Genomic DNA, 26,029 nt, shown 5'->3' with positions numbered 1-26,029 from the left:
CATGAACACACCGGCCCATCGCCCGCCGTTTGCGGGCAACACCTATGAAGTCCGCTACGCGGGGCTCACCGCCATCAACACCTATGCCGACGACGGCCGCCATCTGCGCTACGAGATCACCGAAGGCGAGCTTGCCGGCGCCCGCGGCGAGGTGGCCTGCACCTGGCAGCACATCGCCGCCGACATCTATGCCATTTCATGGCAGGAGGCCGACCGCGCGACCGTGGTTCACCTGGACGACTTTGGGGCGGGCACCTCGCGTTCCTTCTTTACGGCCGCCTCGCTGGACTTTTACCGGCTCGACGGGACCCTGCGCAAGCTGTGAACGGATTCAGTCAGTGGCAATACTTGATCTGAAATCAAATATTTTTCGCCAGTAAGGGCGTTTATTTCATCAGTCCCGGAGGGCAGAATGGCTGGCATCGAATACACCCTCTCTGTCTTCCCCTGGAGCAAACCATGAGCAAGATTCCCGCCTTCGGCCTCGGCACGTTCCGCCTGCAGGGCCAGGTTGTCATCGATTCGGTCCGCAATGGCCTCGAGCTTGGCTACCGCGCCATCGACACCGCGCAGATCTACGGCAACGAAGCCGAGATCGGCGAGGCCGTCGCTGCGTCGGGCGTGCGCCGCGACGAGCTGTTCCTGACCACCAAGATATGGGTCGACAACTACGCGGCCGACAAGCTTGTGCCGAGCCTCGAGCAGAGCCTGGCCAGGCTGCGCACCGACTATGCCGACCTGACCCTGATCCACTGGCCGGCGCCCGGCAACGGCGTGCCGCTGGAGACTTTCATGACCGCGCTGGCGCAGGCGAAGGAAAAGGGCCTGACGCGGCAGATCGGCATCTCCAACTTCAACATCGCGCTGACCCGCCAGGCCATCGCCGCGGTCGGCAAGGATGCGATCGCGACCAACCAGATCGAGCTGAGCCCATACCTGCAGAACCGCGAGCTGGTGGCGTTCCTGCAGCGCGAAGGCATCCATGTGACGTCGTACATGACGCTGGCGTACGGCAAGGTGCTCGGGGATGCGGTGATCGGCGCGATCGCGCAGCGGCACCAGGCCACGCCGGCCCAGGTCGTGCTGGCCTGGGCGCTGCAGCTGGGGTACGCCGTCATTCCGTCGTCGACGAAGCGCGAGAACCTGGCCAGCAATCTGCTCGCGCAGGACCTGCGGCTGAGCGACGACGACATGGCGCAGATCGCCGCGCTGGAACGCAATGGCCGCGAGGTCAGCCCGGACGGCCTGGCGCCGCAATGGGACTGATGACCTGACGAGCCGAAATTCCCGATGACCTGACAGGACAAGCACCATGAGCAACGATCCGCTGTTTCAACCGCTGCAACTGGGTGGCCTGACGCTGCCGAACCGCATCGTCATGCCGCCGATGACGCGCTCGCGCGCAAGCCAGCCCGGCGACGAAGCCAACGACCTGATGGCCGCCTACTACGCACAGCGTGCCGGCGCCGGCCTGATCGTCAGCGAGGGCACCTATGTCGCCCCGCTGGGCAAGGGCTACGCCTGGACCCCGGGCATCCACACGCCGGCGCAGGTGGCCGGATGGCGCAAGGTGACCGGCGCGGTCCACGCTGCCGGCGGCCGCATCTTCGCGCAGCTCTGGCACGTCGGCCGGCTCAGCCACACCAGCCTGCTGGGCGGCCGGCAACCGGTGTCCTCGTCGCCGATCCAGGCGCAGGGCGTCAATGTCTTCATTGCCGGGGAGGACGGCAGCACTCCCGGTTTCGTCCAGGCCTCGGTGCCCCGTGCCCTGACGGTGGACGAGATCCGCGAGACCGTCGACCAGTACCGCGACGCGGCGCGCAATGCGATCGCGGCCGGCTTCGACGGCGTCGAGCTGCACGGCGCGAACGGCTACCTGGTGAACCAGTTCATCGACTCGGGCGCCAACACGCGCACGGATCAATACGGCGGTTCGCTGGAGAACCGGCTGCGCTTCCTTGGCGAAGTCACGCAGGCCCTGATCGAGGGAACCGGCGACGCATCGCGCGTCGGCATCCGCCTGGCGCCGCTGACCACGCTCAACGGTTGCGTCGACGACGATCCGGAAACCACGTATCTGGGCGCTGCGAAGCTGCTGTCCCGGCTCGGCGTGGGCTATCTGCACATCGCGGAAGCGGACTGGGACGACGCGCCGCTGATGCCGGTGGCGTTCAAGCAAACGTTGCGCGAGGCGTTCCCGGGCGTGTTGATCTATGCCGGCAAGTACACCGCGGAGCGTGCGCGCGAAGCCGTCGCCGCGGGCTGGGCGGACCTGATCGCGTTCGGCCGTCCGTTCGTGGCCAATCCGGACCTGCCCGAGCGCCTGCGCGTCGGCGCGCCGCTGGCACAGCACCAGCGCGAGACGCTGTTCGGCGGCGGTGCGCAAGGCCTGACCGACTATCCGACGCTGGCGCACGCCGCGGCGGCCTGAGCGGTCCCGCAGCGGACTTGATCGACAGGGCCGTCGCATACGGCGTGTCGCAGCGTTACTGCTTTAGAGGGATATGCCCGCGAACGCATAACTGGGCATGATCGGCCCTGTCCGAATGCGTTGTCATTCAGACCGTCCCCGCCCGCCAGGTCAGCCCCGGCGGGCGCTTTGTTTTTTGGGGATGCCAAAACAACATGAAGGTGCGAATCATTCCTATTTATTGATTCATCGCGGTCCGGCGCGCCGGGGGGCACGCCTGACCGGGACACACAGGAAATGCCATGCCGGCAGGCCATGCCGGCAACCCGGGACACCGCCAAGACGGTGAAGTTCGCCCAATGCGGCGGTGCGAGGACGAGAACAACAAGAGGAGGAGCGAGACCGTGCCTGTCCACCAGTCGCCAGACCACAGCCTTGCGCCGGCATACCCCAAGGGTCACCCTTTATCGCTTGGACCGGTGCTGCAAGCGCCGTTTGTAACGGACCTGGACCACGAGCCGACCGGGCCGGAAAAGCATGCCCTGGCGCTGTGTTCGCGCTATTGCCGGCTCGCCGACGTGGGGCCGCCGTTCGGGGCCGCCACGCTGGCGTGGCGGGGCAGTGCCTACGTCTATGTCTTCGGCCGGGACAGTGTCGGCAGGCGGCGCCTGTTCGAGGTGTTCCGGGACCTGCAGGACGCGCTGGAACCCGTGCTGGCGTTCCAGTACCCCATGCCGCTGCGCAAGCTGTTCCGGGACGATCTGGATCCGCTGTACAGCGACCGACGCTGACATCCGGGGCACAGGCCCCGGTGTCGGGCGGTGGCTGCTAGGCGCCCAGTTGCCGCGCCACGGCTTCGGACACCTCCGCGGCATTGCGGTAGTTTTGTTCGGGTATGCCCATCAGGGCATCCACGATCGCGTCGTCCGCGGCGTTGTCGCGTGCGGTCGAAATCAACGCGCCACGCGTCGCGGGATAGTCCAGCCCGCGCAGTGCCTGCCCGAGCGCGTCCGGATCCCATCGATCCGGGCTCGGGTTGCCTTGCGGCCGCTTGTCGTTTGCCATCGTTTGTCTCCAGTGGATTGCGCCGATCGAGCGCGATGCCACCGATCCGGAAGCACCTGCGCAAGCCAGACTCCAGCGCCGGGCGCTACGCTCCCCAGTCTCGAACTTTGATGGAATGCAAGGCATGTGCCATCGGCACAGCGTCCCCGGGGCCTTTTTGGACGGGGTTCGTCGTCTGTCCGCACATACCCTGAATTGACGGTAAAGTTTATGTGCGTAAAATAAAATTCATAAATATGAATAATGGTAGGGCCGGCCTGGATGCCGGCACCGCTTCCGACCATCGCCATCCATCCAGGAGACAACCCGATGCAACCCAATCCGCGCCGCCGCCTGATGCTGTGCGCCGCCGTGCTGAGCGCGATGCCCGCGCTGGCCTGGAGCGACACCTATCCCAGCAAGCCGATCCGCATGGTGGTGCCGTTCGCCCCCGGCGGCGCCACCGACGTGGTGGCGCGGCTGATTTCGCAGAAGCTGGGCGAGGCGCTGAAGCAATCGGTGGTGGTGGAAAACCGTCCCGGCGCCAACGGCATCATCGGCACCGACGTGGTGGCGCGCGCGGCGCCGGACGGCTATACGCTGCTGCTCAATACCGCCGGCGCGCAGACGCTCAGCCCGGTGCTGTACAAGGCCGGCTATGAGCCGCTGAAGAGCTTCGCGCCGATCTCGCAGATCAGCAATATCGGCTTCGTGATGGTGGTGCACCCCTCGGTGCCTGCCAGGACCGTGCAGGAATTCGTCGCGCTGGCCAAGGCAAAGTCCCGGCCGCTGAGCCTGTCGGCCGGCAGCAGCATGATCGAGCTGATCGGCGCCACCTTCAAGAGCGCGGCGGGCACGCCCGACGTGGTCAGCGTTTCGTACCGCGGCACCGGCCCGCAAATGCAGGCGGTGGTCTCGGGCGAGGTCGACATGACCATCGACCCGTTCAACGGCATGGCGATGATCAAGGCCGGCAAGCTGCGTCCGCTGGCGGTGTTCGCGCCCAAACGCTCCCCTGCGCTGCCTGACGTGCCGACCATGCAGGAAGCCGGTTTCGACGGCATGGCGTTCAACTCGTGGGCCGGCCTGCTGGCCCCGGCCGGCACGCCAAAGGAGATCGTCACGCGGCTGAACCAGGAGATGAACCGGATCCTGGCGCAGCCCGACATCAGGCAACGGCTGGCCGCGATCGACTACGAGGTAGTGGGCGGCACCCCCGAGCAGTTCGCCGCCATCATTGCCGAGGACGCGGCAAGGTGGGCGAAGATCGTCAAGGATACGAATTACAAGGCGGGGTCCTGAGGACTGGCTGGGCCGCACTTGACCACAGTCGTTCCCGCGCAGGCGGGAACCCATTGACTTCAAGACGCTGGATTCCCGCCTGCGCGGGAATGACGGTAGTGTCTGATACCGTAACTGAACGCCATGGCGCCGCGGAGGTGGCTTTTGTTTGCCTGGCGGACGGGCCGTGTAGCAGAAATACCGCGAGCGGCCGGCATGCCGGAAAAACCGTTTGTGGGCCGATGAAGCCTTCTGGTATCCTCCGCCCGTCAATCACTAAGGGTTCTCCCCATGGACTGTTGTTCTTGTCGGCATCACGCCGATCAATGAACGGCTAGTCAGTCAAGGCGACATCTCGCCACTGCCTGGCCGTTAGCGGCGGGTAGTGGCAACCATGCAGTTCCTGTGTGGCCACTCCCGATTGTCCTTGTCAGCGATCTGCCGGGAAGGCGGGCGCGCATGCTCTTTCGCGCCCACGCTTTGCCTTCGCGAGCCGTCGCCCCGAGCCTACACTCGCCATGGAAGCGCGTGAGGGAGGTCTCGTGTCGTTCGTTACGCATTTCCCTTTTGTTGTTCTTGTCCTCTCCCTCTTGAAGGGCGCATGGTCGCAGCGCGCCGCCGCTGCGCTGGCTTTGGCGCTGCTGGGCATTGGCCTCGCACCGGCACAGGCGCAGAACGCCGGTGACAGCCAGCCGGGTTCCAGTGCAACTGCCGTAGACACCGTGCCGGATCCGACGGAGGACCGCCTTGCCTTCCACGGGCAGGCCACCTACGTCTGGCAGCGCAAGCCATCGTTCGGCGCGGCCTATTCGGGCGAGAACAGCCTCGGCACGGAACGGGCCAAAAGCTATTCGTTCACCAGCACGCTTGATCTCGGCCTGCGCCTGTGGCACGGCGCGGAGTTCCATTTCAATCCCGAGGTCTCGCAGGGCGTGCCGTTCTCAGGCCTGCACGGCCTGGGAGGATTGCCCAACGGGGAACTGGCCAAGTCGTCGGGCACCAGTCCCACGTTTTACCGTGCCCGGGCCTTTGTGCGCCAGACCTGGGGGCTGGGTGGCGGCGAAGAGACGCTAGAGGCCGACTTCAACCAGTTTGCGCGAACCGTGGACAAGCACCGCGTTGTGCTGACCGCGGGCAACTTCAGCGTGCTCGACGTTTTCGACCTGAACCCCTACGGCTCCGATCCGCGCACGCAGTTCCTGAACTGGTCATCGCTGACGCATGGCTCGTTCGACTATCCCGCCGACGCGCGCGGCTACAACTGGGGCGTGTCCCTGGAATACGTGGGCGATGGCTGGTCGGTGCGTTTTGGCCATTTCCTGCAACCGCTGGAATCCAACGGGCTGAAGCTCGACACACGGATGTTCGAGCACTACGGCGATATCGTCGAGCTCGAGAAGCGCTATCACCTGGCTGGCCGTCCCGGCGCGGCGCGCCTGCTGCTCTGGCGCAACAAGGCGAAGATGGGCAAGTTCAGCGATGCCATCGCATTCGGGCAGGCCAACAACGTGACGCCCGACGTTGCCGACGTGCGCGCCGAACATGCCAAGGTGGGCGTAGGCATGACGCTGCTGCAGGAGATCAATGATTCGCTGGGGGTGTTCTTCCGCGCCAATATGTCGGACGACAAGACGGAAACCTACGCGTTTACCGAAATCGGAAAGCAGGTCGCCGGCGGCGGCACGCTGAAAGGCGCGTCCTGGGGGCGTCCCAATGACGAACTGGGCGTGGCAATGGCCGTGAACATGCTGCGATCCCCGCACCGGGATTACCTCGCTGCCGGCGGCCTGGGCGCATTTCTCGGCGACGGCGCGCTGCGCTACGGGCCTGAGCAAGTGCTGGAGGTTTATTACAGCCTCGCGTTGCTCAAGTACTTCAGCATCAGCCCGAACTTCCAGTACATCCGCAATCCGGGCTACAACCGGGATCGTGGGCCGGCGAAGTTCTATGGCGTTCGGTTTCACGCCGAGTTCTGAGGCGCAGGCCCAGGCGATGGGTAACCGCCCGGCCCGCATGACGTGAGGCGCGGGCACCGGGTACGGCTGCCGGCCGGTGCCGCGCGGCCTCACTCCGGCAACGCCCCCGCCTTGCGCAGCGCCGCGCGCGCAATCTCCATGCGCGCCTTGGCATGCTCCGGCCGCAGCAGGTCCAGATTGAGCGCGAACAGGTAGTCGTCATTGCCGCGCTCGACCCAGCCAACCAGCCAGCCCACCGCCGGTTGGGCCGAGTTGGCCCAGCCGGTCTTGCCGTGCAGGGTGTAATTGGCGGTGCGCTCCAGCACGGTGATGTCGTCCACGGCGCTGAAGGTGGCGGGCGAGAACGGCAGCGTGCGCTGCACCAGGCCCTTCAGGAAATCGATCTGCTGGTAGGCGGTGATCTGCAGCTTGCCGTTCAGCCAGAAGAGGTCGACCGGACCGGAGCTGTCGGCGTTGCCATAGTGCGACGCGGTCAGATAGCGCTGGTAGGCCGCGCTGCCGACCCGGCGCGCCAGCGCCTGGTAGGCCGGGACGCAGGAATTGGGCAGGGCCACGCGCAGCGGCACGTCGGCGTTGCACGTCTCGGGCAGCACGGCCTTGCCGCCGACCAGCCAGACCTTGCCGTCCCACGGCAGCTTGTCGTGGTCGACGTCGGCCACCGCGCCGGTCTCGAGGCCGATCAGGGAATTCATGATCTTGAAGGTCGATGCCGGCGAGTACGGCGTGGCGGCGCGCGCCGGGTTGTAGGTCAGCATGCGGTCGCGCCGCAGGTCGTAGATCACCATGGTGCCGGTGGTCTCGGCCTGGCGGAACAGTGCCGCGGCGTCGAGTGGCGCTTCCTTTGGCGCGGCCAGCGCGGGCAGGTGCGCGGCAAGCAGGCCGAGGCCGAAGGCCACCGGCGCCAGCAGACGGGCAAGACGATTGTTCATGGTTGTGCGTGGGAAGTTGAGGGAATGACAATCCGGGCCCGGACCGTGATGCGCAGCATAGGAGAGGGCTTGCGCAGCGCCAACCGCGTGCCCTGTAACTTGCGTAACATGGCGGGCGTCGCCACTGATGCTGCCTTCCAGATTGATGCCCGCTGCGCCTGCCCCCATCCATATCGATGTGTCGAGCCCCTACCAGGTCGACGGCCAACCCGCGCGCTACCAGTCTGTCTGGCTGCTCGCGCGGGCCTGGCACGCGCACCGCAGCGGCGAGGGCGTGGTCCCTGCCGCCGCGGTACGCAGCGCGTTCCCCGCGGCGGCCAATCTGCGCATGCTGGTGTCGCGCGCGTTTGCGGACTTCGCGCGCTGGGGCATCGTGGTGGGGTGGGGCGCCGACCGTGCGCGCGATCCGGCCGCGGCCAACCCGGCACAGCGCAGCCGCGGGCCGTTCTGGCTGGCCGCGGCCAGCGCGCGCCGGCTGCGCTTCGTCGCCAACGGGCGCACGCTGGGCCCGGTTGCGCTGGCGCGGCATTTCGGTTTCCATGCCGGCGCGCAGCCCATGCCGCCGGGGCAGGCGGATGGCACCGGCTACGTGATGCGCGACATGGCCTTCTGGAGCGAACTGACGCAAGCCATGCGCAGCGCGCAGGACGGCCATGCGGGCGTCCACGGCTTTGCCGTGGCCGAGTCCTTCGGCGCGGCGCGCCGGCTGGCCGGCGACGGCTTCCAGCAGGCCTTGTCCTTGCTGAAGGAAAGCCAGGCCTGGCGCCGCTGCGGGCGCCTGGACCAGAGCCGCGCCGCGCTGCGGCGCTTCGACCGGCTCGCGCAGGCAGCCGACGCGGGCGCGGCAACGCCGGCCTTCCAGGCCATGGCACAGGTGGTGCGCGCCTGGGAGCGCTATACGCGCGGCGACGGCGAGGGCGCGCGCGCCGGGCTGGATCACCTGCACGCCGATGCGGAGCTGCGTCTGGTGGTGCGCTACAACCCGCGCGTGCGCTTCGAGGTGCTGAACCTCGAAGCGCTGCTGCACAAGGCCGACGCCATGCGCCCCGCGCAGGCGGGCGCAGCGACGGCGGCGCAGCGCGCGCTGGACGCGTTCTCGGGCGCGCTGCAGGCCGCCTACGAAGCCGATTCTGTCGATGCCGTACAGCATGCCGCGGCCAATATCGGGCTGAGCCTGTGGTTGTTCTGGCGCCATGGGCTGATCGATGCCGGGCGCAGCCTGTCGGCCAGCGCCGTGCAGCGGCAGGCAATGCGCTGGCTCGGGCTGTCGGAATGGATCTGCGACCGTTTTGGCGTCGGCGGCGGCACGGCGTGGAATGCGATCTTCCTGCTGCGCATCGCGCGCGGCAGCTGCGGGCCCGATGCGCCGCCGCTGGACCGCCCGGCCACCGCCAGCGACAGCATGGCCATGTTCCGCCGCCAGCGCCCGCTTTCCGTGGCGGACGCGGTCGACGCGCTGCGGCCGTTCCATGCGCCGTTTGCACCGGCCAGGGGCTTCGTGCGCTGGTCGGCCGTGGCCGCCTTTGCGCTGGAAGACCACGACGCCGGCCACGTCAGGCTGGCGCCGCTGCAGCTGGCCAACCTGCTGCTGGAATCGGCCTGGTACCTGACCCATGAGCAGGGCGCCACCGCCGCCGCCTGCGCCGCGGTGGAACGGCTTGCGGGGCAGTTGCCTGCGCTGCGCCCGGCGGAGCGGGCCTTTTTCGTGGCCGAGCTGCGCGCGCTGCCGCCGGCTTTGCGCGATGCCGCGGCGGAAGCGGCGCGGCATCGCAAGCGGGGCTGACGGCCGTGGGCTAACCGCCTGCCGGCAGGATGCGGTTGGCGCGCGACAGTTCGCCCGGGGTCATGTTGTAGAGCCGCCGGAATGCCGCGATAAACGCCGACAGCGACTCATAGCCGCAATCCAGCGCGACCTCGGTCACGGCTTCGCCGCGTTCCAGCCGCGGCACGGCATCGAGCAGGCGCAGCCGCTGGCGCCAGGCGCGGAAGGTCAGCCCGGTCTCGCGCACGAACAGCCGCGTCAGGGTCTTGCCCGAGATCGCCAGCCGCATGCTCCACGCCGCCAGGCTGGTATCGCGGTCGGCATGGCGCTGCAGGCCATTGCACACCAGGCGCACGCGGGGATCGGCCGGCAGCGGCAGCATGAATTCCACTTCGGGCGCGGCGCCAAGCTGGTCCAGCAGCACGCGTGCCAGGCGCCCGTCGGCGCCGCGCTCGTCGTATTCGGCCGGCAGGTGGCTGAAGGCGCGAATCAGCTCCCGCAGCAGCGGGCTGACCGTCAGCACCCGGCAACGGGACCGCGCTGCCGCACAGACGCTGTTGTCCAGGTAGAGGCTACGGATGCGCGTGCCCGTGGCGCAGCGCACGCGGTGCGCCACGCCGGCCGGAATCCACACCGCCCACTGCGGCGGCGCGACAAAGCGCCCGCGGTCGGTCCATACCTCCAGCACGCCCTGGAGGGCATAGGCGAACTGGCACCAGGGATGCCGGTGGCGGTAGCCCAGCACGCGGTTGGGCAGGGCTTCGATGTGGCCGTACAGCGGGCGGGGCAGCCGCGCGAGCGCGCGCAGGGCGGGGTCATGGGCAGGCATGCGTGGTCCGGTGGTAGTGGTGGGCGATCGCGGGCGGCACGGGCAGCGCGGCGGCGGAGGTCCGCTCATGTCCGATTGCCGACACCGCACGCGACTTTGCCGTTAGCCAGATTGTCTGGCGCAGGCTAACTTGCGCTCGCCCCGCAAGACAATCCGGGCAATCCGCTCTACCGCTCGTGCCGGTTGCGTCCGCTCCGGCATGCAACTTCGCTGTGTTACCCAGGGAGCCTGCGATGCACCGCACAAGATTCCTCACCGCTTTGCGCCTGGCCGGCATATGGTCGGCATTGACGCTGGCCGCCGCGCCGGCATGGGCCGTCGAGGGGGGGCGGCAAGTACTGCGACACGCCTTCGGCCTGTGTCAACCCGATGGCCACCGGCGGCATGGTGACCTCATCGAACCGCCTGGCGACGCAGGCGGGGCTGCGCGTGCTCGAGCGCGGCGGCAATGCGGTCGATGCCGCCATCGCGGTCGCTTCGACCATCGCGGTGGTGTACCCGCACATGAACTCCATCGGCGGCGACGCCTTTTGGCTGATCTACAACGCCCGTACGCGCGAAGTGCGCGCGCTCAATGCCAGCGGCCGTGCCGGCGAGCACGCGACCATTGCGCTTTACCGAGGCAAAGGGCTGGAGCGGATTCCCGCGCGCGGTTACCTGTCGGCCATCACCGTGCCGGGTACCGTCGCCGGCTGGGAGGCCGCCTACCAGTACGCGCGCCACGGCATGGGGCGCAGCCTGCCATGGCCGGAGCTGATGGCCGATGCCATCCGCTATGCCGATGGCGGATTTCCGGTGTCGGCGTCGCTGGCGTCGTGGAGCCGCGTCAATCTCGACCCGGCCGACACGGAATTTCGCGCCTTGCAGCGCTTTGAAGGGTTTCGCCAGACCTTCCTGAAGCCGGACGGGTCGGCCTACGGGGTCGGGGAAACGCTGCGCCAGCCCGACCTGGCTGGCACGCTGCGGCAGATCGCGTCGGGCGGCGCCGCTGCGTTCTACCAGGGCGAGATCGCGCGCAAGATCGTGGCCGACCTGCAGGCGCACGGCGGCGTGCTGACGCAGGCTGACTTTGCCCGCCACCGCGCCGACTGGGTCCGGCCGATCACGGTCAACTACCGCGGCTACCAGGCCGTCAACGTACCGCCCAACACGCAAGGCTTTGCCTCGCTGGAGATCCTGAACATTCTGGACAAGCGCGACGTGCGCGCGCTGGGCGAGGGAACCGCGGACTACTACCACGTGCTGGTGGAGGCCACCAAGCAGGCCTTTGCCGATCGCGACCGCTACCTCGCCGACCCGGACTTCGTGCAGATCCCGCTGGACCGGCTGCTGTCGTCGCGGCACGGGCAGGCCCAGTCGGGGCGCATCAGCATGCTGCGCGCCGGCGCTGACGTGAAGCCGATGGATCCGCACGGCGATACAGTGTGGTTCGGCACCGCCGACAAGGACGGCAACGTGGTGTCGATGATCCAGAGCGTGTACCACGACTTCGGCTCGGCCATCGTGCCCAAGGGCACCGGTGTGCTGCTGCAGAACCGCGGTGCGTTTTTCTCGCTCGATCCCGCGCATGTGAACCACCTGGCGCCGGGCAAGCGCACCTTCCATACGCTGAACCCGGCACTGCTGCTGAAGGACGGCAAGCCGTTCCTGGTCTACGGCACCATGGGCGGCGAAGGGCAGCCGCAAACGCAGGCGGCGCTGGTGACGCGCATCGTCGATTTCGGCATGTCGCCGCAGGACGCGGTCAATGCGCCGCGCCTGCTCTATGGGCGCAACTGGGGCGTGTCGTCGAACGACCTCAAGATCGAGGGCCGCGTGCCGGAAGCGGTGACCGCCGAACTGGCGCGGCGCGGGCATCCGGTCAAGCGGGTGCAGGGCTTTACCGACACCATGGGACATGCCGGCGCCATCCTGATCGACCCGGTGACGGGGGTCATGTATGGTGCGGCCGATCCGCGCGGCGACGGGCTCGCGGCAGGGCTGTAGCGGGACGTCAACGTGGAAAGGGCGACCGTGGTCGCCCTTTCTCTCAATCGTTGGCCGGCTTAGTCGAACAGCTCGTGCCAGATGCTCTTTTTCCGATAGTGCTTCTGCTCGCGCTCGTAGTAGCGGTCGCGGTCACCATAGCCGCGCTGGGAGCCCTGCTGGGGCGGCGCGCTGTGCATGGGGGCCTGCTGCTGTGGCGGTTGGTACATCGTGGCCTGCTGCGTGGGGGCCGCTGCCGAGCGCTCCAGGATCTTGTCGAGTTCGCCCCGGTCCAGCCAGACGCCGCGGCACTTGGGGCAGTAATCGATTTCGATGCCCTGGCGTTCGGACATCACGAGCTGGGTTTGCGGGCACACCGGACAGTCCATGGGTTCTCCTGTTGCAATGAAAACGGTCCCGTTATGACCGGCCGCGGCGCCGATGGTTCGGTCCGCATGGCAGTCAGAAGTGGCGCGTACGGCCCGTTAAGGTGGCTTGGACGGGGAATTCGCGCGACAGGCTGCCGTCGAAGGCATATGGCTGCATCGCGTCCCGTTCCCCTTTTGCTTGCGCTGGTCCGCCGGCTGGCGTGGCTGGCGTTCTGGATCGGCCTGGGCTGGCTGGCCTGGCCATGGCTGCAGCCGCCGCTGGAGCGCGCCATCTACGCGGCCCGCCTGTCCGCCCGGCCCGAGCCGGCGGCGCTGCCGGTGCCGGTCGCCGGCGTGGCTTCGCAAGCGCTGCGCGATACCTGGCATGGGGCGCGCTCCGGCGGGCGCAGGCACGAGGGCATCGACATCTTCGCGCCGCGCGGCCGGGAAGTGGTGTCGGCCACCGAAGGCATCGTCACGCGCGTCGGCACCAACAATCTGGGCGGAAACGTGGTGTGGGTGATGGGGCCGGGGCGCCAGCTGCACTACTACGCCCATCTGGACCGGTACGCCGGCGTACGCGCCGGCGACATCATCTCGGCCGGCACCGTGCTCGGGTATGTCGGAACCAGCGGCAATGCGCGGGGCACGCCGCCACACCTGCATTACGGCATCTACACGGCGCGCGGGGCGATCAATCCCTACCCGCTGCTGAAGCCATCGATGGCCGCCGGCGCGGAATAGCGCAGCCGGCGCGATGGGTATTGGGGTTCAGGCCGCCTCGCCGACCGTGCCGTGGCCGGCTTCGTCGGCGGCGGCTTCCTTGCCGCCGGGCAGCAGCAGGTTCAGGATCACCGCCGACAGCGAGCCCACCGTGATGCCGGAGCCGAACACCTCGTGGACAAAGGCGGGCAGCTTCGCCAGCAGTTCCGGGCGGAAGGTCACGGCGAGGCCGCAGCCGATCGACACCGCGACGATCAGCGTATTGCGCTGCGTGAAGCGTACCGTGCTCAGCATCTGGATGCCGCCGGAAACGATCATCGCGAACATCATCAGGCCAGCACCGCCCAGCACCGGCTGCGGGATCGTCACCACCAGCGCGCCCAGCACCGGGAACAGCCCGGCCAGCAGCAGCATCACGCCGGTCAGCGCCACCACATGGCGGCTGGCCACCCCGGTCAGAGACACCACGCCCACGTTCTGCGCGAAGGTGGACAGCGGCGGGCTGCACACCAGCGCGGCGAAGGCCGAGCCAAAGCCATCGCACAGGATCCCGCGCGACAGGCATTTGCCGGACACCGGGCGCTGCGTGGCCGAGCCCAGCGCCATGAACGTACCGGTCGATTCGACGATGGTGACCAGGAAGGCGATCGACATGGCGACGATGCCGGAGATCGGGAACGACATGCCGAAGTGCAGCGGCTGCGGCACCGCGAACACCGGCGCCTGGTGGAACTGGGTAAAGTCGACCAGGCCCAGCGCCAGGCACAGCAGGTAGCCGCCGGCAATGCCGACCACGATGGCCGAGGCCGACAGCATGCCCTTGCCCCACTGCACCACCGCTACCACCAGTGCCAGCACGGCGACGGCAATCGCCAGGTTGCCCGGGGCGCCGTAGCGGCTGCTGCCCTGGCCGCCGGCGGCCCAGTCGATGGCCACGGGGATCAGCGACAGGCCGATCATGGTCACGACCACGCTGGTGACGGTATGCGGGAACAGTTTGCGGATCGCCGGCATGAAGAAGCTACCCAGGATCATCACCAGCGAGCCCGCCAGCGCCGAGCCCAGGATGCCGGCCACGCCGTGCTCCACACCCACGCTGATGGCCGCGCCGACAAAGGCAAAGCTGGTCCCCATCACGCACGGCATGCGGATGCCGACCGGGCCCACGCCCTTGCACTGGATGATGGTGACGATGCCCGAGCCCAGCAGGGCGGCATTGACCAGCGCCACCACCTGGTCGGAGGGCAGGCGCAATGCGCCGCCGATGACCAGCGGCACCGCAATGATGCCGCCCAGCGCGGCCAGCAGGTGCTGGAGCGCAAGCAAGAACGTCGTCAACCGTGGGGGGCGGTCTTCCACCTGGAATAGCAAGGGCGCCATTCGAGTCTCCTGTCGTCTGCCCGGATGTTGCGGGCTGTCTTGTTCTTCTGGCGCCGGGCTGGGGACCTGGCGCCCTCGTGCACGCTCGCGGGCCAGAGGCGGCTGTTCCGCGAGCGAGGCGGGCAGGCACTGCATCCCGCCTCAACAGGCGTGCAAGAATAACAGGGATCAGCGAACCGTGATACAAAGATTGCATACAATTTGTATCAACTCCCATGCGCGGGAAGACAAGGCGGGCGCCCCGAGAGCCGCCTCCAGGGCGGCTTCGCACCCGTCAGCGGCGCTGCGACAGGGCCTTCTGGATCGCCGCCTCGGTCTCGGCGTACTGGCCTTCGCCGAAGTGCTTGTAGACCACGTTGCCGTCGGCATCGACCAGGTACAGGGCGGGCCAGTACTGGTTGCGCCAGGCGTTCCAGGTGGCATAGGCGTTGTCCTGCGCCACCGGGTAGCGGATGTCGAAACGCTTGAGCGCGGCCTGGACATTGCCGGTGGAGCGCTCGAACGCATACTCCGGCGTGTGGACGCCCACCACGACCAGGCCCTGGTCGCGGTATTTGTCGTACCACTTGCGCACATGGGGCAGGGTGTTGATGCAGTTGATGCAGCTGTAGGTCCAGAAGTCGACCAGCACGACCTTGCCGCGCAGGCCGGCAACGGTCAGCGGTTCGGAATTCAGCCATTTGCCGATACCGGTGAATTCAGGCGCCTTGCCGTAATCGGTGGGTGCGGCAGGCGCGGCGGCGGCGGACTGGATGGCGAGCGGGGCGACGGCAAAGGCGGCCGCGGCGAACAGTGTGCGAAGGATGCGGGGCATGGTTCAGGCTCCAGGTTGGGTTGCGGGGAAAAGCGAGGTCAGCCAGGCGACGGCAAGCGTGTCGTACTGGAAGTACATGGCGATGGCGGTCGCTACCACCAGCACGCCGAAGGCCTGCTGCAGCCGCGGCGTATGGCGTGCCAGCCTGCGCACATGAGTGGTGGCGAACTGGCCCCCGTAGGCGATGCCCAGCATCGGCACGGCGGCGCCGGCGGCAAACAGGGCCAGCAGCCCGGCGGCGCGGTGCAGGTCCTGCACCTTGGCCACCAGCGCCAGGATCGAGGCCAGCACCGGGCCGGCGCAGGGCGTCCATACCGCGCCCAGCGTCATGCCCAGCACGAAGCCACCGGCCAGGCCGTTGCCGGCGCGGCTGCCGGCGCCGGCGGCGCGGTCGGTGAGCGCAGCAAAGGGCGCGGCAAACGGTGCCGTGAGGCGCCCGAAGCCGGCCGGCCACAGCCGGGCCAGGCCGGCGGCGAGCAGGACGGCGATGGCCACGTTGCGCACCACCCCCGGCGCGTCGCTGAAGGCGCTGGAGAGCGCGCCGAAGACGATGCCCAACGCAGAAAAGGCGGAAACGAAACCCAGCGCGATCGCCAGCGGGCGCAGGCGGCTGGTTTGGCCCAGCGAAGCGCCCAGCAGCATGGGCAGCACGGGCAGCACGCACGGCGACGCAATCGTCAGCACGCCGGCGGCAAAGGCAAGGTAGGCATCGATCATGGCGGTGGACTCCCGGATTGGCGATGACGGCATTGCATCGCGCCGGCGTATCCACGTTGTTTCCAGGTCCGGTCCGCTGTGCAATGTTTCTTGTCCGGCGCCGGGCCGGATACACAGCGATACAAAGCGCGCCGCCAGCGCCCCATAATGGCGGCACCAGGGCAGGCGACGGCCTGCCGTGCCGCAGCCGGCCGCTGCGCCTTTTCTGCTTCTTTTCTTTGTTTCCGGGACCCGCCATGACCCCGCAGGACCATATCCTTATCGTCGACGACGACCGCGAAATCCGCGAACTGGTTGCCGCCTACCTCGAGCGCAGCGGCATGCGCGTGTCCCTGGCCGCCAACGGGCGCGAGATGCGCGCGGCGCTGGACAAGGGCTCGGTCGACCTGGTGGTGCTGGACCTGATGCTGCCCGGCGAAGACGGGCTGGCGCTGTGCCGCGACCTGCGCGCGGGCGAGCGGCGCAACCTGCCGGTGTTGATGCTGACCGCGCGCAACGAGGAAGCCGACCGGATCCTGGGGCTGGAGATGGGCGCCGACGACTACCTGGTCAAGCCCTTCGCCGCGCGCGAACTGCTGGCGCGGATCCGTTCGGTGCTGCGGCGCACGCGCATGCTGCCGCCCAACCTGCAGGTCACCGAGGCGGCCAGCGTGCTGGCGTTCGGCCCATGGCGGCTGGACACCAACGCCCGCCACCTGATCGACGAGCAGGACGTAATCGTCGCGCTCAGCGGCGCGGAGTACCGGCTGCTGCGCGTCTTCGTCGACCACCCGCAGCGGGTGCTGACGCGCGACCAGTTGCTGAACCTGACCCAGGGCCGCGACGCCGAACTCTTCGAGCGCTCGATCGACCTGCTGGTGAGCCGCCTGCGCCAGCGCCTGCGCGACGATGCGCGCGAGCCGCGCTACATCAAGACCGTGCGCAACGGTGGCTATGTCTTCAGCGCCGCCGTCGAAATCCGCGAGGAGCGCGCATGAGCGGGCGCGCGCGCAAGAGGCTGGCATGGCCGCGTACGCTGTTCGCGCGGCTGATGGTGATCCTGCTGGTCGGGCTGGTGCTGGCGCAGAGCCTGTCGTACAGCCTGGTGATGATGGAGCGCAAGAACGTGGCCGACCGGCTGATGCTGGGCAACCTGGAGCGCGACGTGGCCAGCTCCGTGGCGATGCTCGACATGCTGCCGGCGGACCAGCGCGCCGCCTGGCTGGAACGCGTGCGGCGCGACAATTACAGCTACCGCCTCGATGCCGGCACCCCGGGCGAGCCGCCGCGCGCGCCCATGGCGCGCAGGGCCGTCGACACCATCGCCGAGGCGCTGCAGGGCCGCTATCCCGTCTCGGCCAGCGCCCAGCCGGGGGGCGGCTTCCAGGTACACCTGCGGCTGCACGACGGCAACCCGCTGACGATCGACGTGCAGCCCAAGCGTTCGCTGGTATCGCCGTGGCTGCTGGCGATGCTGGCGGCGCAACTGGCGCTGCTGGTGGCGTGTGCCTGGCTGGCGGTGCGCGTGGTCACGCGCCCGCTCAGTCAACTGGCCAGCGCCGCCGAGAACCTGGGCCCGGACCTGAAGGCGCAGCGCGTGCCCGAAACCGGGCCCACCGAGGTGGCCCATGCCGCGGCCGCGTTCAATGCCATGCAGGCCCGCATTGCGGGCTACCTGGATGAACGCGTGCAGATCCTCGCCGCGATCTCGCACGACCTGCAGACGCCGATCACGCGCATGCGACTGCGCGTGGACCTGATGGAGGCGTCGCCGACCCAGCAGAAGCTCTACCAAGACCTGCGCGAGATGGAGCACCTGGTGCGCGAGGGCGTGGCCTATGCGCGCACCCTGCAGGGCGGCACCGAGACCCCGGCCCGCATCGATCCCGATGCGCTGCTCGACAGCCTGGCCGGCGACTATCTGGACGCCGGCCATACTATCGCCATCGAAGGCCAGGCCGGCGCGCCGCTGCTGACACGCCCGCAGGCACTGCGGCGCATCCTGACCAACCTGATCGACAACGCGCTGAAGTTCGGCGCGGAGGTCACGCTGGCGGTGGCGCGGCAGGACGATGGCTGGCTGCAGATCGCCGTGCAGGACCGCGGGCCAGGCATTCCGGAGGCGGAACTGGAGCGCGTGATGCAGCCGTACTACCGCGTCGAAACCTCGCGCAACCGCGGCACCGGCGGCACCGGCCTCGGGCTGGCGATCGCGCAGCAACTGACGCAGGCCCTGGGCGGCACGCTGCAATTGGCCAATCGTGAAGGCGGCGGCCTGCAAGCCACGCTGCGCCTGCCAGCCTGAAAGCGTGTCTTCTCCCTTCTCCCGCTTGCGGAAGAGTGGAGGGAGAGGGCCGATGCCCCTGCGAAATCCGTTCACGGACATGCCACACATAGGTCCGCGCGGCGGCCCGATCCCCCGAATCCGGTAAGCAAAATTCAAATGTATCCCCTGTGGATCGCCGGAGGAGCGGGTGCTTCTTCCTGGCTGATGCCACCCGGCGCACGCTGGACAATTAAGTCAGCTCGACCGAGACAGGTCCGCAACCAGCGACTCCGCGGACTGTATGCCAGACAGCATTGCCGACGGCACGCCATAGCCCGGGAACGTCGCTTGCCCGCCCAGATAAAGCCCGCGGATCGGTGTCCGGTGCGGGAGGAATCGGTGGGGTGGCGAACCCGGGGCAATGCCATACAGCGCACCTTCATACAGTTGTCGTTCGCGGGCAAAGTCCTGCGGATCGAGCACGCGGATCCTTTCGATGGCCATGCCGGGCACTCGCCTCTGCAACGCGTCGAGGTATCTGTCCACTGCCGAATCGCTCCATGCCGGATTCCATTCGGATACCGAGCGAAGATCGCCGGCGGGCGCGTACAACTCGATGATATGCCTGTCTCCTGGTGCCAGTTCTGGCAGAACCCGCGTTGGCTGCGTGTACGCAATCCATTGCGGGACGCCGGGTCTCATAACGTGCATGGCGCCTTGTTTTTCCATCGCCGGTACATGGTTGACGATGAACGCGTCAGCTGCCGCAGCACCGGAATATCCGATCTGGATGGAGATGGCTCTGTGCGACAACGGAGCCTTATCTGCCTTTGCGGCCAGGCTTCGCGGGACGTCGGCGGCACGCAGCAGGTTCTTCACGACACCCAATCCCGAACACGTGGCGACGATGTGCGAGGCTGGGATGTGTTCTCCGTCGGCGAGCACAACGCCATGCACCCGACCGTCGCTGACGGCGATCTCCCTGACGCGGGTACCGAAACGTACCGGGACGGATCGACCCTGCAGGGCTCGCAGCAGTGCATCACAAATGGCGCCCATGCCGCCGCGCGGCAGGTGAAAGCCTTCATCCAGCAAAGCCAGCAAGCCGATGATCTGTGTCGCGGGGAGCCGGTCGGGCGCCAGGCCCGTGTAGAGCAACGTCGAAGCGACGGCAGCTTGCAGATCCCCGTCTGGAAAATAGGACGCGATCAGGCCGTTTATGTGCCCGCCCATTCGCGGCAGGTGCCTCCAGAGTTTGCCGATCGTACGTAGCAGCGACGGTTCTTCCGGAAGCACGTCGCGGACCAGGGTTGTGTAGATCGGACGCCAATCGTCTCCGAGCCTGGCAAGCCCGTCTCGCAGCGCCTGCGTGCGGCGGTTGTGGTCGGCGCCGTCCACGTACGAATGCTCCGCGGTGGAAAGGTGCACGGCGGTGCCATTGTCCAGGAAAGTCGCGTGGGGCTTGGCAATACCGACGAGCTCGACTTCGTCATCGAAGCTCAGGCCCAGGCGCCCGAAGGCGGCACGTAGCAACGAAGGCACGGCCACGTATACCGCGCCATTGTTAAAGGTATATCCGTCGGATGTTTCGGTCGAACAGCATCCGCCCGCGCTCTGCTGCGCCTCCACAACCATCACCGGGATGCCACGACAAGACAGCGAAAGCGCAGCGGCCAATCCTGACAGCCCGGCGCCGATAACCACCGTCGGAAATTCCTTCCTTGCGCGCATGAACGACTTCCCCTCGCGATATTGGACAATGTACAATACTAGACAATGTCCAATTAAGCCGCAACTGCGATGAGCGAAGACGATCGGATTGTCCGTAAAAGAAAGCAGACGCGTGACCGCATCGCTGCCGCCGCGCACGCCTTGTTTGAACGCGACGGCTATGAAGCGGTCACGATGGAACAGATCGCGGCAGAGGCGGATGTGGCGAGAGGCACGCTCTACAACCACTTCCCCGTCAAAGAGGCGGTGCTGGTGCACTGGATGCACAACGAACTCGAGCAAGACCTGCACGCGGCGGTGGCGGACCACGTTCTGAGTCGGGAGTCCTTCGTCGCACGCGTGGCAACGCTGTGGCATGGCTCGGCCAACTGGTGGGAACGCCATCGCCAGTATGCGGCGCCGTATATCCGCTTCCGCTTCCAGCAAGTGCGCGATGGCATGGCGCAGCAGACCAGTTCGGACATGCTTCCCTTGTATGTGCAGCTCATCGAACAGGCCCAACAGGCCGGAGAGATCCGGCCTGATACGGCGGCCGAGCGCCTGGCGCACTATCTGCATTTCCTGTATCTGAGTGCCGTCATGACCTGGTTGAGCGGCCCGGACGAGGACCTGGAGGACGAGCTTGGCAAAGCCCTGGATTTCTTTATGCAGGGCGCCGCCCATGCTGATGAGACTGCGTCCGGTACCAGGCCTCAAGCGGGATCGCGAAGGCGATAGGCGTTCAGCACAAGACTCAGTGCCTTTCGGTTGGGCTTCCATGCGTATCGACTCTAGGAAACTGAATGACCACGACTGATGCGCTCCTGATCAGGAGCGAGCGTCCGGACGACGCACACGCAATTACCGAGGTGACACAGGCCGCCTTCGCCGTCGCCACCCACTCCAGTGGCACGGAACCATTGATCATCGCGGCCCTGAGGGCGGCCGGACAGTTGGAGATCTCGCTTGTCGCGGAACTGTCTGGCCAGGTTGTCGGGCATGTCGCCATCTCCCCGATCGAAATCTCAGACGGAAGTGCGCGATGGTACGGACTGGGTCCGGTATCGGTGCTGCCTGCTCAGCAAGGCATTGGGGTTGGCTCGCAGCTCATCCGTGCGGCCCTGGATCGCCTCAGACAGTCCGGCGCGCAAGGCTGCGTAGTACTCGGAGAACCGGCCTACTATTCCCGCTTTGGATTTTCGGCACAGTCATCGCTCGTACTACCCGGGGTTCCGGCGGAGTACTTTCAAGCCATTGCGCTGGGCCCGCACGTGCCCTCAGGTGTAGTCAGGTATCACGAGTCATTTGAGGTGAAGGGCTAGCGACTCACCCACCCTCACCGATACGACAGCACCAGCCCCTGGATCAGCTGCGTCCACCCCTCCAGCATCACGAACAGCAGCAGCTTGAACGGCACCGAGATCGTGGTCGGCGCCACCATCGACATGCCCAGCGCCAGCAGGATGGCGGCGACGATCAGGTCCACCACCACGAATACCAGGTAGACCACGAAGCCGATCTGGAACGCCCGGGTCAGCTCGGACAGCGTGAAGCTGGGGATCAGCACCATCATGTCGTCTGACTTGAGGTCGTCGGCGCGGCCCTCGGGCCAGATGCGCTTGGCCGACTGAACGAAGAAGGTGCGGTTGCGCTCCTCGGTGTGCTTGACCAGGAATTCCTTGAGTGGGCCGCTGACCGCGTCGTAGACGGTGACCACGTCGTTGACGTTGAAGGCGGCGTTGGCGTCGGCGCGGCGCTTGATGGCGTCGAAGGCATCGGAGCCGATCGGCGCCATGATGTAGGCGGTCAGGATGATGGCGATGCCGTTCAGGACCATGTTCGGCGGCACCTGCTGCAGGCCCAGCGCGGCGCGCAGCAGGCCGAACACGATCACCAGCTTGGTGTAGCTGGTCACCATCAGCGCGACGAAGGGCGCAATGCCGAACGTCAGGATGATGGTCAGGATCAGGACCGGATTGTAGAGTCCGCTGTTCATCGCATGCACCCGGGCGGAACGGGAAGAGGCGGCCTGCCGTGGCTCATGCGTCGCCGCCGGCAAAGGTGGTGATGCGCACGCCCAGCCGGTTGCCGACCGCGATCAGGGTGCCGGTGCCGATGCGGTTGCCGTTGGCGACGATGCGCACCTCGCTCTGCTTGAGCGGCTGCGGCAGCTCGAACACATAGCCCGGGGCCACCGCACGCAGCTCGGCCAGCGGCACCGCGACGTCGCCCACCTCAAAGCGCAGCGTCACCTCCAGCTGGTCCAGCCGCGACAGCGGCGGCTGCGCCGCGTCCGGATGGGGAATGGGCTGGGACTGTCGTGCGGGGTCTTGCTCTTCCATATGCGCTCCGTTTGAAACGTCCGTACTGTCCGTACTATCGGCGCCCGCCTGCACCAGCAGCCGCCGGCCCTCGGCCAGCGCGGTCCAGCCCGGGCCGTGGCGGCCGGTGGTACAGCGCACCACCAGCGCGCTGCCCTGCGAATGCCAGTCGTCGATGCCGACGATGTCGCCGGGCTCGATGCCGTGCATCTCGCCCAGCGCCAGCCGCGTGGTGCCGATGCGTACGGCGATCGGCACCGGCAGGCACTCCATCCACGCCGGCGCTTGTGCGGGCACCCCCGCGGGCAGCGCCGCGAGGCGTTCGGGCTGGTCCAGCTGCAGCGTGCCGCGCAGCCGCGCCGGGGGTGCGACACGCCACAGCTCGAAGCCAAAGGCATGGGCCGCAGCCAATGCCTGCGCACGGGCGCCATCGGGCTGCCAGCTGAACGCGTCGGGCACGGCATGGCCCAGTGCCGCCACCGCTTCGGCCAGCCCGTCTGCCATCAGCGCGTAGCGCAGCAGCGCAGGTAGCGCTTCGGCGGCGCCGGGCGCCGCAAGCAGCAGCCGTTCGCTGGCCACATCCCAGCGCAGCACGCCGTGGCTGGCGCCAAAGGTGAAGGCATAGCCGGCACCGGGCCGCGCCGCGATCTCCGGGTCCGCGGGGACAAAACGCAGTTGCCAGTCGTGCCCGCCCGCCCGCACCGGCACGGCGGCCGCGCGGCAGGCCAGCCAGCCGGACAGCCGCGCGGTATCAGGCTCCATATGCGGCAGCGCCGGCGTGGCATCGAGCCCCGCCGTGGCCAGCCGTGCCGCCGCCTGCGCGCTATGCACCAGCACGCGCGCGGCGCTGCCGGGCAGGGCCGCGGCGGGCGCCTGGGCGGACGGATCGCGGCCGGGGCGATGCAGGACGAAGGACATGTTGGGCGGCTCGGTTGCTCGAGACGCAACGATAAGCAGCGGGGTGCAGCCACGTCCACTACGAGGCCTTGTAGGCCGGCGCGGGCAACCGCCCGGCGCGGGCGGTGCAGGCGCGATGTGCGGCGTGCGCTACGAATCCTCGGTACTGGTCGCTGTGCGGGGCCAGCCATACACTGCGCCCACTGATTCCACCGGCAAGGACGATGGCGAAACTCCCGGCAAACCTCCCAGCGTTCCCGCGCAGCCTCGGCGCGGGCGCGCCGGGGCTGCAGCAGATGGCGGCGGCGGCGTCGCGCCAGTCAGACCTGGCGCTGACGCTGCTGCTGTTTGCCGTGATCGCGCTGTTCGTGCTGCCGCTGCCGACCTTCCTGCTGGATCTGCTGCTGACGATCAATCTGGGCATGAGCCTGACCCTGCTGATCGTCGCCACCTATATCCCGTCGGCGCTGTCGCTGTCGACGTTCCCGTCGCTGCTGCTGTTCACCACGCTGTTCCGGCTGTCGCTGAACATTGCGTCGACCAAGCTGATCCTGCTGCACGCCGACGCCGGCCACATCATCGATACCTTCGGCAAGCTGATCGTCGGCAACAACGTGGTGGTCGGCGGCGTGGTGTTCCTGATCATCGCCATCGTGCAGTTCATCGTCATCGCCAAGGGCTCGGAGCGCGTCGCCGAGGTGGGCGCGCGCTTTGCGCTGGATGCGATGCCGGGCAAGCAGATGAGCATCGACGCCGACGTGCGCGCCGGCACCATCAGCGCCGGCCAGGCGCAGGAGCGCCGCCGCGCGCTCGAGCAGGAGTGCCAGCTGCACGGCGCCATGGACGGCGCGATGAAGTTCGTCAAGGGCGACGCCATTGCCGGCGTGGTGATCGCGCTGGTCAATATCCTGGCGGGCATCACCATCGGCACGCTGATGAAGGACATGAGCATCGGCGAGGCGCTGCAGCGCTATGCCATCCTGACCATCGGCGACGGCATGGTGTCGCAGATCCCGTCGCTGCTGGTCTCCATCGCCGCCGGGGTGGTGATCACCCGGGTCTCGTCCGATGAAGAGCGCACCCGCTCGCCCAACCTGGGCGAGGTCATCGGCAAGCAGATCCTGGCCCAGCCCAAGGCACTGGTGGTATCGGGCCTTGCCATTGCGGTGTTCCTGGTGGTACCGGGCTTTCCCAAGTGGACCTTCGGGCTGATGGCGCTGGTGGTGGCCGGCGGCGGCTACCTGCTGCTGCGCCGCGCGCAGCGCAGCACCGGCACCGTCACCTGGATCGAGATGGCCGACGCGGGTGAAGCCGCTGCCGCGGCCGGCACCCAGGCCGCGGTGGCGCCGGCACTGGCGCTGGAGCTGGACGAAGCGCTGCGCGGGCGCATCGACCTGCGGCTGTTCGAGCAGCGCATGACCACCGCCAAGGGCGAGGTCGAAGCCGAGCTGGGCATGGTGTTCCCGCGCCTGCGCATCCAGCACCGCGCGCTGGCCGAGCGCGATGCGTATGCGATCCGCGTGCAGGACGTGGTGGCTTCCGGCGGCGTGCTGCGCCCTGGCAAGCGGCTGCTGGAGCCCGGTGCCCGCGCGCGCGTGGACCAGGGCTTGGCGGAGGCCGGCGCGCCGTTCGGCCCGTTCCAGGAAGTGGTGTGGGTGCCGGCCGAGGCGGGCGCCGCCGACGGCGTGCGCACGCTGTCGTGCGAGGAAGTGCTGGCGGTCCACGTGGGCGCAGTGATCAAGCAGCATGCGGCGCCGCTGCTGGGTATCCAGGACGTGCAGTCGATGATCCACGTGATCCAGGCCGAGGCGCCGGACCTGGTAATGGAACTGGCGCGCGTGGTGCCACTGCAGCGCATCACCGATGTGCTGCGCCGGCTGCTGCAGGAGGGCGTGCCGATCCGCAATCTGCGCACCATTTTCGAAAGCCTGGTGACCTGGGCGCCCAAGGAAACCGACGCGATCGCGCTGACCGAGCTGGTGCGCGTGGACCTGGGGCGCCTGATCACCAGCCGCCATGTCGGCGCCAACCGCTCGCTCGACGCGGTGCTGTTCGAGCCCGCGCTGGAAGCCCGCGTGCAGGGCGCGATCGAAAAGGCGGCGCGCGGCAACCTGCTGCTGCTCAGCCACGACGTCACGCGCGATATCCGCGAACAGCTGCGCGTGCTGCTGGAGAAGGCCGCCGAGAAGGCGGGCGCCGCGGGCGCGGCGGGCGCCGCACGCGTGGTGGTGGTGGTCAGCGTCGACGTGCGCCGCTATATCAAGCGGCTGATCGAGCCGGTCGCGCCGCGCATCCCCGTGCTGTCGTACCAGGAGGTCGATGAAGACGTGACGCTGGTGCCGGTGGGCTGGATCCAGAACCCGGCCGGAGAGTGAGATGGGCGCCGACACCATCCTCGACATCACGCGCCAGGCGCTGCTGGTGGTGCTGTGGGTCACGCTGCCGGTGGTGCTGATCGGCACGCTGGTGGCGCTGGTGGTGGCGGTGCTGCAGGCGGTGACGCAGATCCAGGACCAGAGCATCGGCACCTCGGCGCGGCTGATCGCGGTGCTGGTGTCGCTGGTGCTGCTGGGCGGCTGGCTGGGCGGCGAGGTGATGCGCTTCGCGCAGCGCGCGCTGCAGACCACGCTGACCTTCCTGTAAGGGGCGGAATCCATG

Annotated in this window: 25 protein-coding genes; 15 read left to right on the top strand and 10 right to left on the bottom strand. The window is 67.9% G+C overall.

Features of this window, described 5'->3' with window-relative positions; genetic code table 11:
* Nucleotide 1 precedes the first annotated feature (1 nt).
* From RALTA_RS21820 to RALTA_RS21805, 4 genes are all read left to right on the top strand, one after another.
* The gene (locus RALTA_RS21820; RefSeq protein ID WP_012356104.1) at nt 2–325 is read left to right on the top strand and encodes a MoaF-related domain-containing protein; all 324 of its coding nucleotides are present in this window, start codon (nt 2–4) and stop codon (nt 323–325) included.
* A gap of 134 nt (nt 326–459) precedes the next feature.
* A complete protein-coding gene (dkgB, locus tag RALTA_RS21815; RefSeq protein ID WP_012356103.1) occupies nt 460–1,266 on the top strand; it encodes a 2,5-didehydrogluconate reductase DkgB in 807 nt (268 codons plus the stop codon).
* A gap of 46 nt (nt 1,267–1,312) precedes the next feature.
* Nucleotides 1,313–2,431: an alkene reductase gene (locus tag RALTA_RS21810; RefSeq protein WP_012356102.1), complete on the top strand. Its 1,119-nt coding sequence runs from the start codon at nt 1,313–1,315 to the stop codon at nt 2,429–2,431.
* A 458-nt stretch (nt 2,432–2,889) separates the two neighbouring features.
* A complete protein-coding gene (locus RALTA_RS21805; RefSeq protein ID WP_012356101.1) occupies nt 2,890–3,201 on the top strand; it encodes a hypothetical protein in 312 nt (103 codons plus the stop codon).
* 37 nt (nt 3,202–3,238) lie between these two features.
* Here the strand turns inward: RALTA_RS21805 and RALTA_RS21800 are convergent, their stop codons facing one another.
* Complete coding sequence (locus RALTA_RS21800; protein ID WP_012356100.1) at nt 3,239–3,475, bottom strand: DUF2795 domain-containing protein; 237 nt, start codon at nt 3,473–3,475, stop codon at nt 3,239–3,241.
* A 309-nt stretch (nt 3,476–3,784) separates the two neighbouring features.
* Here RALTA_RS21800 and RALTA_RS21795 point away from each other — a divergent pair, with 309 nt between their 5' ends.
* The gene (locus RALTA_RS21795) at nt 3,785–4,756 is read left to right on the top strand and encodes a Bug family tripartite tricarboxylate transporter substrate binding protein (protein WP_012356099.1); all 972 of its coding nucleotides are present in this window, start codon (nt 3,785–3,787) and stop codon (nt 4,754–4,756) included.
* Nucleotides 4,757–5,253: 497 nt separating this feature from the next.
* Complete coding sequence (locus RALTA_RS21790; protein ID WP_012356098.1) at nt 5,254–6,711, top strand: carbohydrate porin; 1,458 nt, start codon at nt 5,254–5,256, stop codon at nt 6,709–6,711.
* Between the two features lie 89 nt (nt 6,712–6,800).
* On the opposite strand, the gene blaOXA is transcribed toward RALTA_RS21790, so the two are convergent.
* Entirely contained in the window at nt 6,801–7,640 is an 840-nt protein-coding gene (blaOXA, locus tag RALTA_RS21785) for an OXA-1206 family carbapenem-hydrolyzing class D beta-lactamase (RefSeq protein WP_012356097.1), read from the bottom strand.
* 145 nt (nt 7,641–7,785) lie between these two features.
* Between blaOXA and RALTA_RS21780 the strand changes: the two genes are divergently transcribed.
* Nucleotides 7,786–9,423 (top strand): hypothetical protein, encoded by a 1,638-nt coding sequence (locus RALTA_RS21780; RefSeq protein WP_041232554.1) that lies wholly within the window; start codon nt 7,786–7,788, stop codon nt 9,421–9,423.
* 10 nt (nt 9,424–9,433) lie between these two features.
* On the opposite strand, the gene RALTA_RS21775 is transcribed toward RALTA_RS21780, so the two are convergent.
* Entirely contained in the window at nt 9,434–10,231 is a 798-nt protein-coding gene (locus RALTA_RS21775; RefSeq protein ID WP_012356095.1) for an AraC family transcriptional regulator, read from the bottom strand.
* A gap of 384 nt (nt 10,232–10,615) precedes the next feature.
* Here RALTA_RS21775 and ggt point away from each other — a divergent pair, with 384 nt between their 5' ends.
* On the top strand, nt 10,616–12,217 hold the full coding sequence (gene ggt, locus RALTA_RS21770) for a gamma-glutamyltransferase (protein WP_157877220.1): 1,602 nt from the start codon (nt 10,616–10,618) through the stop codon (nt 12,215–12,217).
* A gap of 59 nt (nt 12,218–12,276) precedes the next feature.
* On the opposite strand, the gene RALTA_RS21765 is transcribed toward ggt, so the two are convergent.
* Nucleotides 12,277–12,585: a TFIIB-type zinc ribbon-containing protein gene (locus tag RALTA_RS21765; protein WP_012356093.1), complete on the bottom strand. Its 309-nt coding sequence runs from the start codon at nt 12,583–12,585 to the stop codon at nt 12,277–12,279.
* A gap of 147 nt (nt 12,586–12,732) precedes the next feature.
* On the opposite strand from RALTA_RS21765, the gene RALTA_RS21760 reads away from it, so the two are divergent.
* Nucleotides 12,733–13,308 carry a M23 family metallopeptidase gene (locus RALTA_RS21760; protein WP_012356092.1) on the top strand — a complete coding sequence of 192 codons (576 nt, stop codon included), beginning with the start codon at nt 12,733–12,735 and terminating at the stop codon, nt 13,306–13,308.
* Between the two features lie 27 nt (nt 13,309–13,335).
* Here the strand turns inward: RALTA_RS21760 and RALTA_RS21755 are convergent, their stop codons facing one another.
* The 3 genes from RALTA_RS21755 to RALTA_RS21745 all read right to left on the bottom strand — a co-directional run bounded on the left by RALTA_RS21755 (nt 13,336) and on the right by RALTA_RS21745 (nt 16,198).
* Entirely contained in the window at nt 13,336–14,667 is a 1,332-nt protein-coding gene (locus tag RALTA_RS21755) for a nucleobase:cation symporter-2 family protein (RefSeq protein ID WP_012356091.1), read from the bottom strand.
* A gap of 274 nt (nt 14,668–14,941) precedes the next feature.
* Nucleotides 14,942–15,481 (bottom strand): thioredoxin family protein, encoded by a 540-nt coding sequence (locus tag RALTA_RS21750; protein ID WP_012356090.1) that lies wholly within the window; start codon nt 15,479–15,481, stop codon nt 14,942–14,944.
* A gap of 3 nt (nt 15,482–15,484) precedes the next feature.
* The gene (locus RALTA_RS21745; protein ID WP_012356089.1) at nt 15,485–16,198 is read right to left on the bottom strand and encodes a cytochrome c biogenesis CcdA family protein; all 714 of its coding nucleotides are present in this window, start codon (nt 16,196–16,198) and stop codon (nt 15,485–15,487) included.
* Nucleotides 16,199–16,434: 236 nt separating this feature from the next.
* Here RALTA_RS21745 and RALTA_RS21740 point away from each other — a divergent pair, with 236 nt between their 5' ends.
* Complete coding sequence (locus RALTA_RS21740) at nt 16,435–17,175, top strand: response regulator (RefSeq protein ID WP_012356088.1); 741 nt, start codon at nt 16,435–16,437, stop codon at nt 17,173–17,175.
* Entirely contained in the window at nt 17,172–18,482 is a 1,311-nt protein-coding gene (locus tag RALTA_RS21735) for a sensor histidine kinase (protein ID WP_012356087.1), read from the top strand. Before RALTA_RS21740 ends, RALTA_RS21735 begins: the two co-directional genes overlap by 4 nt.
* Before the next feature lie 216 nt (nt 18,483–18,698).
* Here RALTA_RS21735 and RALTA_RS21730 read toward each other — a convergent pair whose 3' ends face one another.
* Complete coding sequence (locus RALTA_RS21730) at nt 18,699–20,174, bottom strand: phytoene desaturase family protein (protein WP_012356086.1); 1,476 nt, start codon at nt 20,172–20,174, stop codon at nt 18,699–18,701.
* A 69-nt stretch (nt 20,175–20,243) separates the two neighbouring features.
* On the opposite strand from RALTA_RS21730, the gene RALTA_RS21725 reads away from it, so the two are divergent.
* Together RALTA_RS21725 and RALTA_RS21720 are read left to right on the top strand one after the other, a co-directional pair.
* On the top strand, nt 20,244–20,891 hold the full coding sequence (locus RALTA_RS21725) for a TetR/AcrR family transcriptional regulator (RefSeq protein WP_012356085.1): 648 nt from the start codon (nt 20,244–20,246) through the stop codon (nt 20,889–20,891).
* A gap of 65 nt (nt 20,892–20,956) precedes the next feature.
* The gene (locus tag RALTA_RS21720) at nt 20,957–21,475 is read left to right on the top strand and encodes a GNAT family N-acetyltransferase (RefSeq protein ID WP_012356084.1); all 519 of its coding nucleotides are present in this window, start codon (nt 20,957–20,959) and stop codon (nt 21,473–21,475) included.
* Nucleotides 21,476–21,489: 14 nt separating this feature from the next.
* Here RALTA_RS21720 and sctR read toward each other — a convergent pair whose 3' ends face one another.
* Nucleotides 21,490–22,149 (bottom strand): type III secretion system export apparatus subunit SctR, encoded by a 660-nt coding sequence (gene sctR / locus RALTA_RS21715; protein ID WP_012356083.1) that lies wholly within the window; start codon nt 22,147–22,149, stop codon nt 21,490–21,492.
* A 43-nt stretch (nt 22,150–22,192) separates the two neighbouring features.
* Nucleotides 22,193–23,392, bottom strand: a complete 1,200-nt coding sequence (gene sctQ, locus RALTA_RS21710; protein ID WP_012356082.1) for a type III secretion system cytoplasmic ring protein SctQ — start codon at nt 23,390–23,392, stop codon at nt 22,193–22,195.
* Nucleotides 23,393–23,595: 203 nt separating this feature from the next.
* On the opposite strand from sctQ, the gene sctV reads away from it, so the two are divergent.
* Nucleotides 23,596–25,746: a type III secretion system export apparatus subunit SctV gene (sctV, locus tag RALTA_RS21705; RefSeq protein ID WP_012356081.1), complete on the top strand. Its 2,151-nt coding sequence runs from the start codon at nt 23,596–23,598 to the stop codon at nt 25,744–25,746.
* A 1-nt stretch (nt 25,747) separates the two neighbouring features.
* Nucleotides 25,748–26,014 carry an EscS/YscS/HrcS family type III secretion system export apparatus protein gene (locus RALTA_RS21700; RefSeq protein WP_012356080.1) on the top strand — a complete coding sequence of 89 codons (267 nt, stop codon included), beginning with the start codon at nt 25,748–25,750 and terminating at the stop codon, nt 26,012–26,014.
* Nucleotides 26,015–26,029: the final 15 nt, after the last annotated feature.

The sequence above is a fragment of the Cupriavidus taiwanensis LMG 19424 genome, from assembly GCF_000069785.1.
Lineage (GTDB): Bacteria > Pseudomonadota > Gammaproteobacteria > Burkholderiales > Burkholderiaceae > Cupriavidus > Cupriavidus taiwanensis.
The sequence above is the reverse complement of the archived record's forward strand: the minus strand, read 5'-3'. Positions and strand labels throughout refer to the sequence as shown.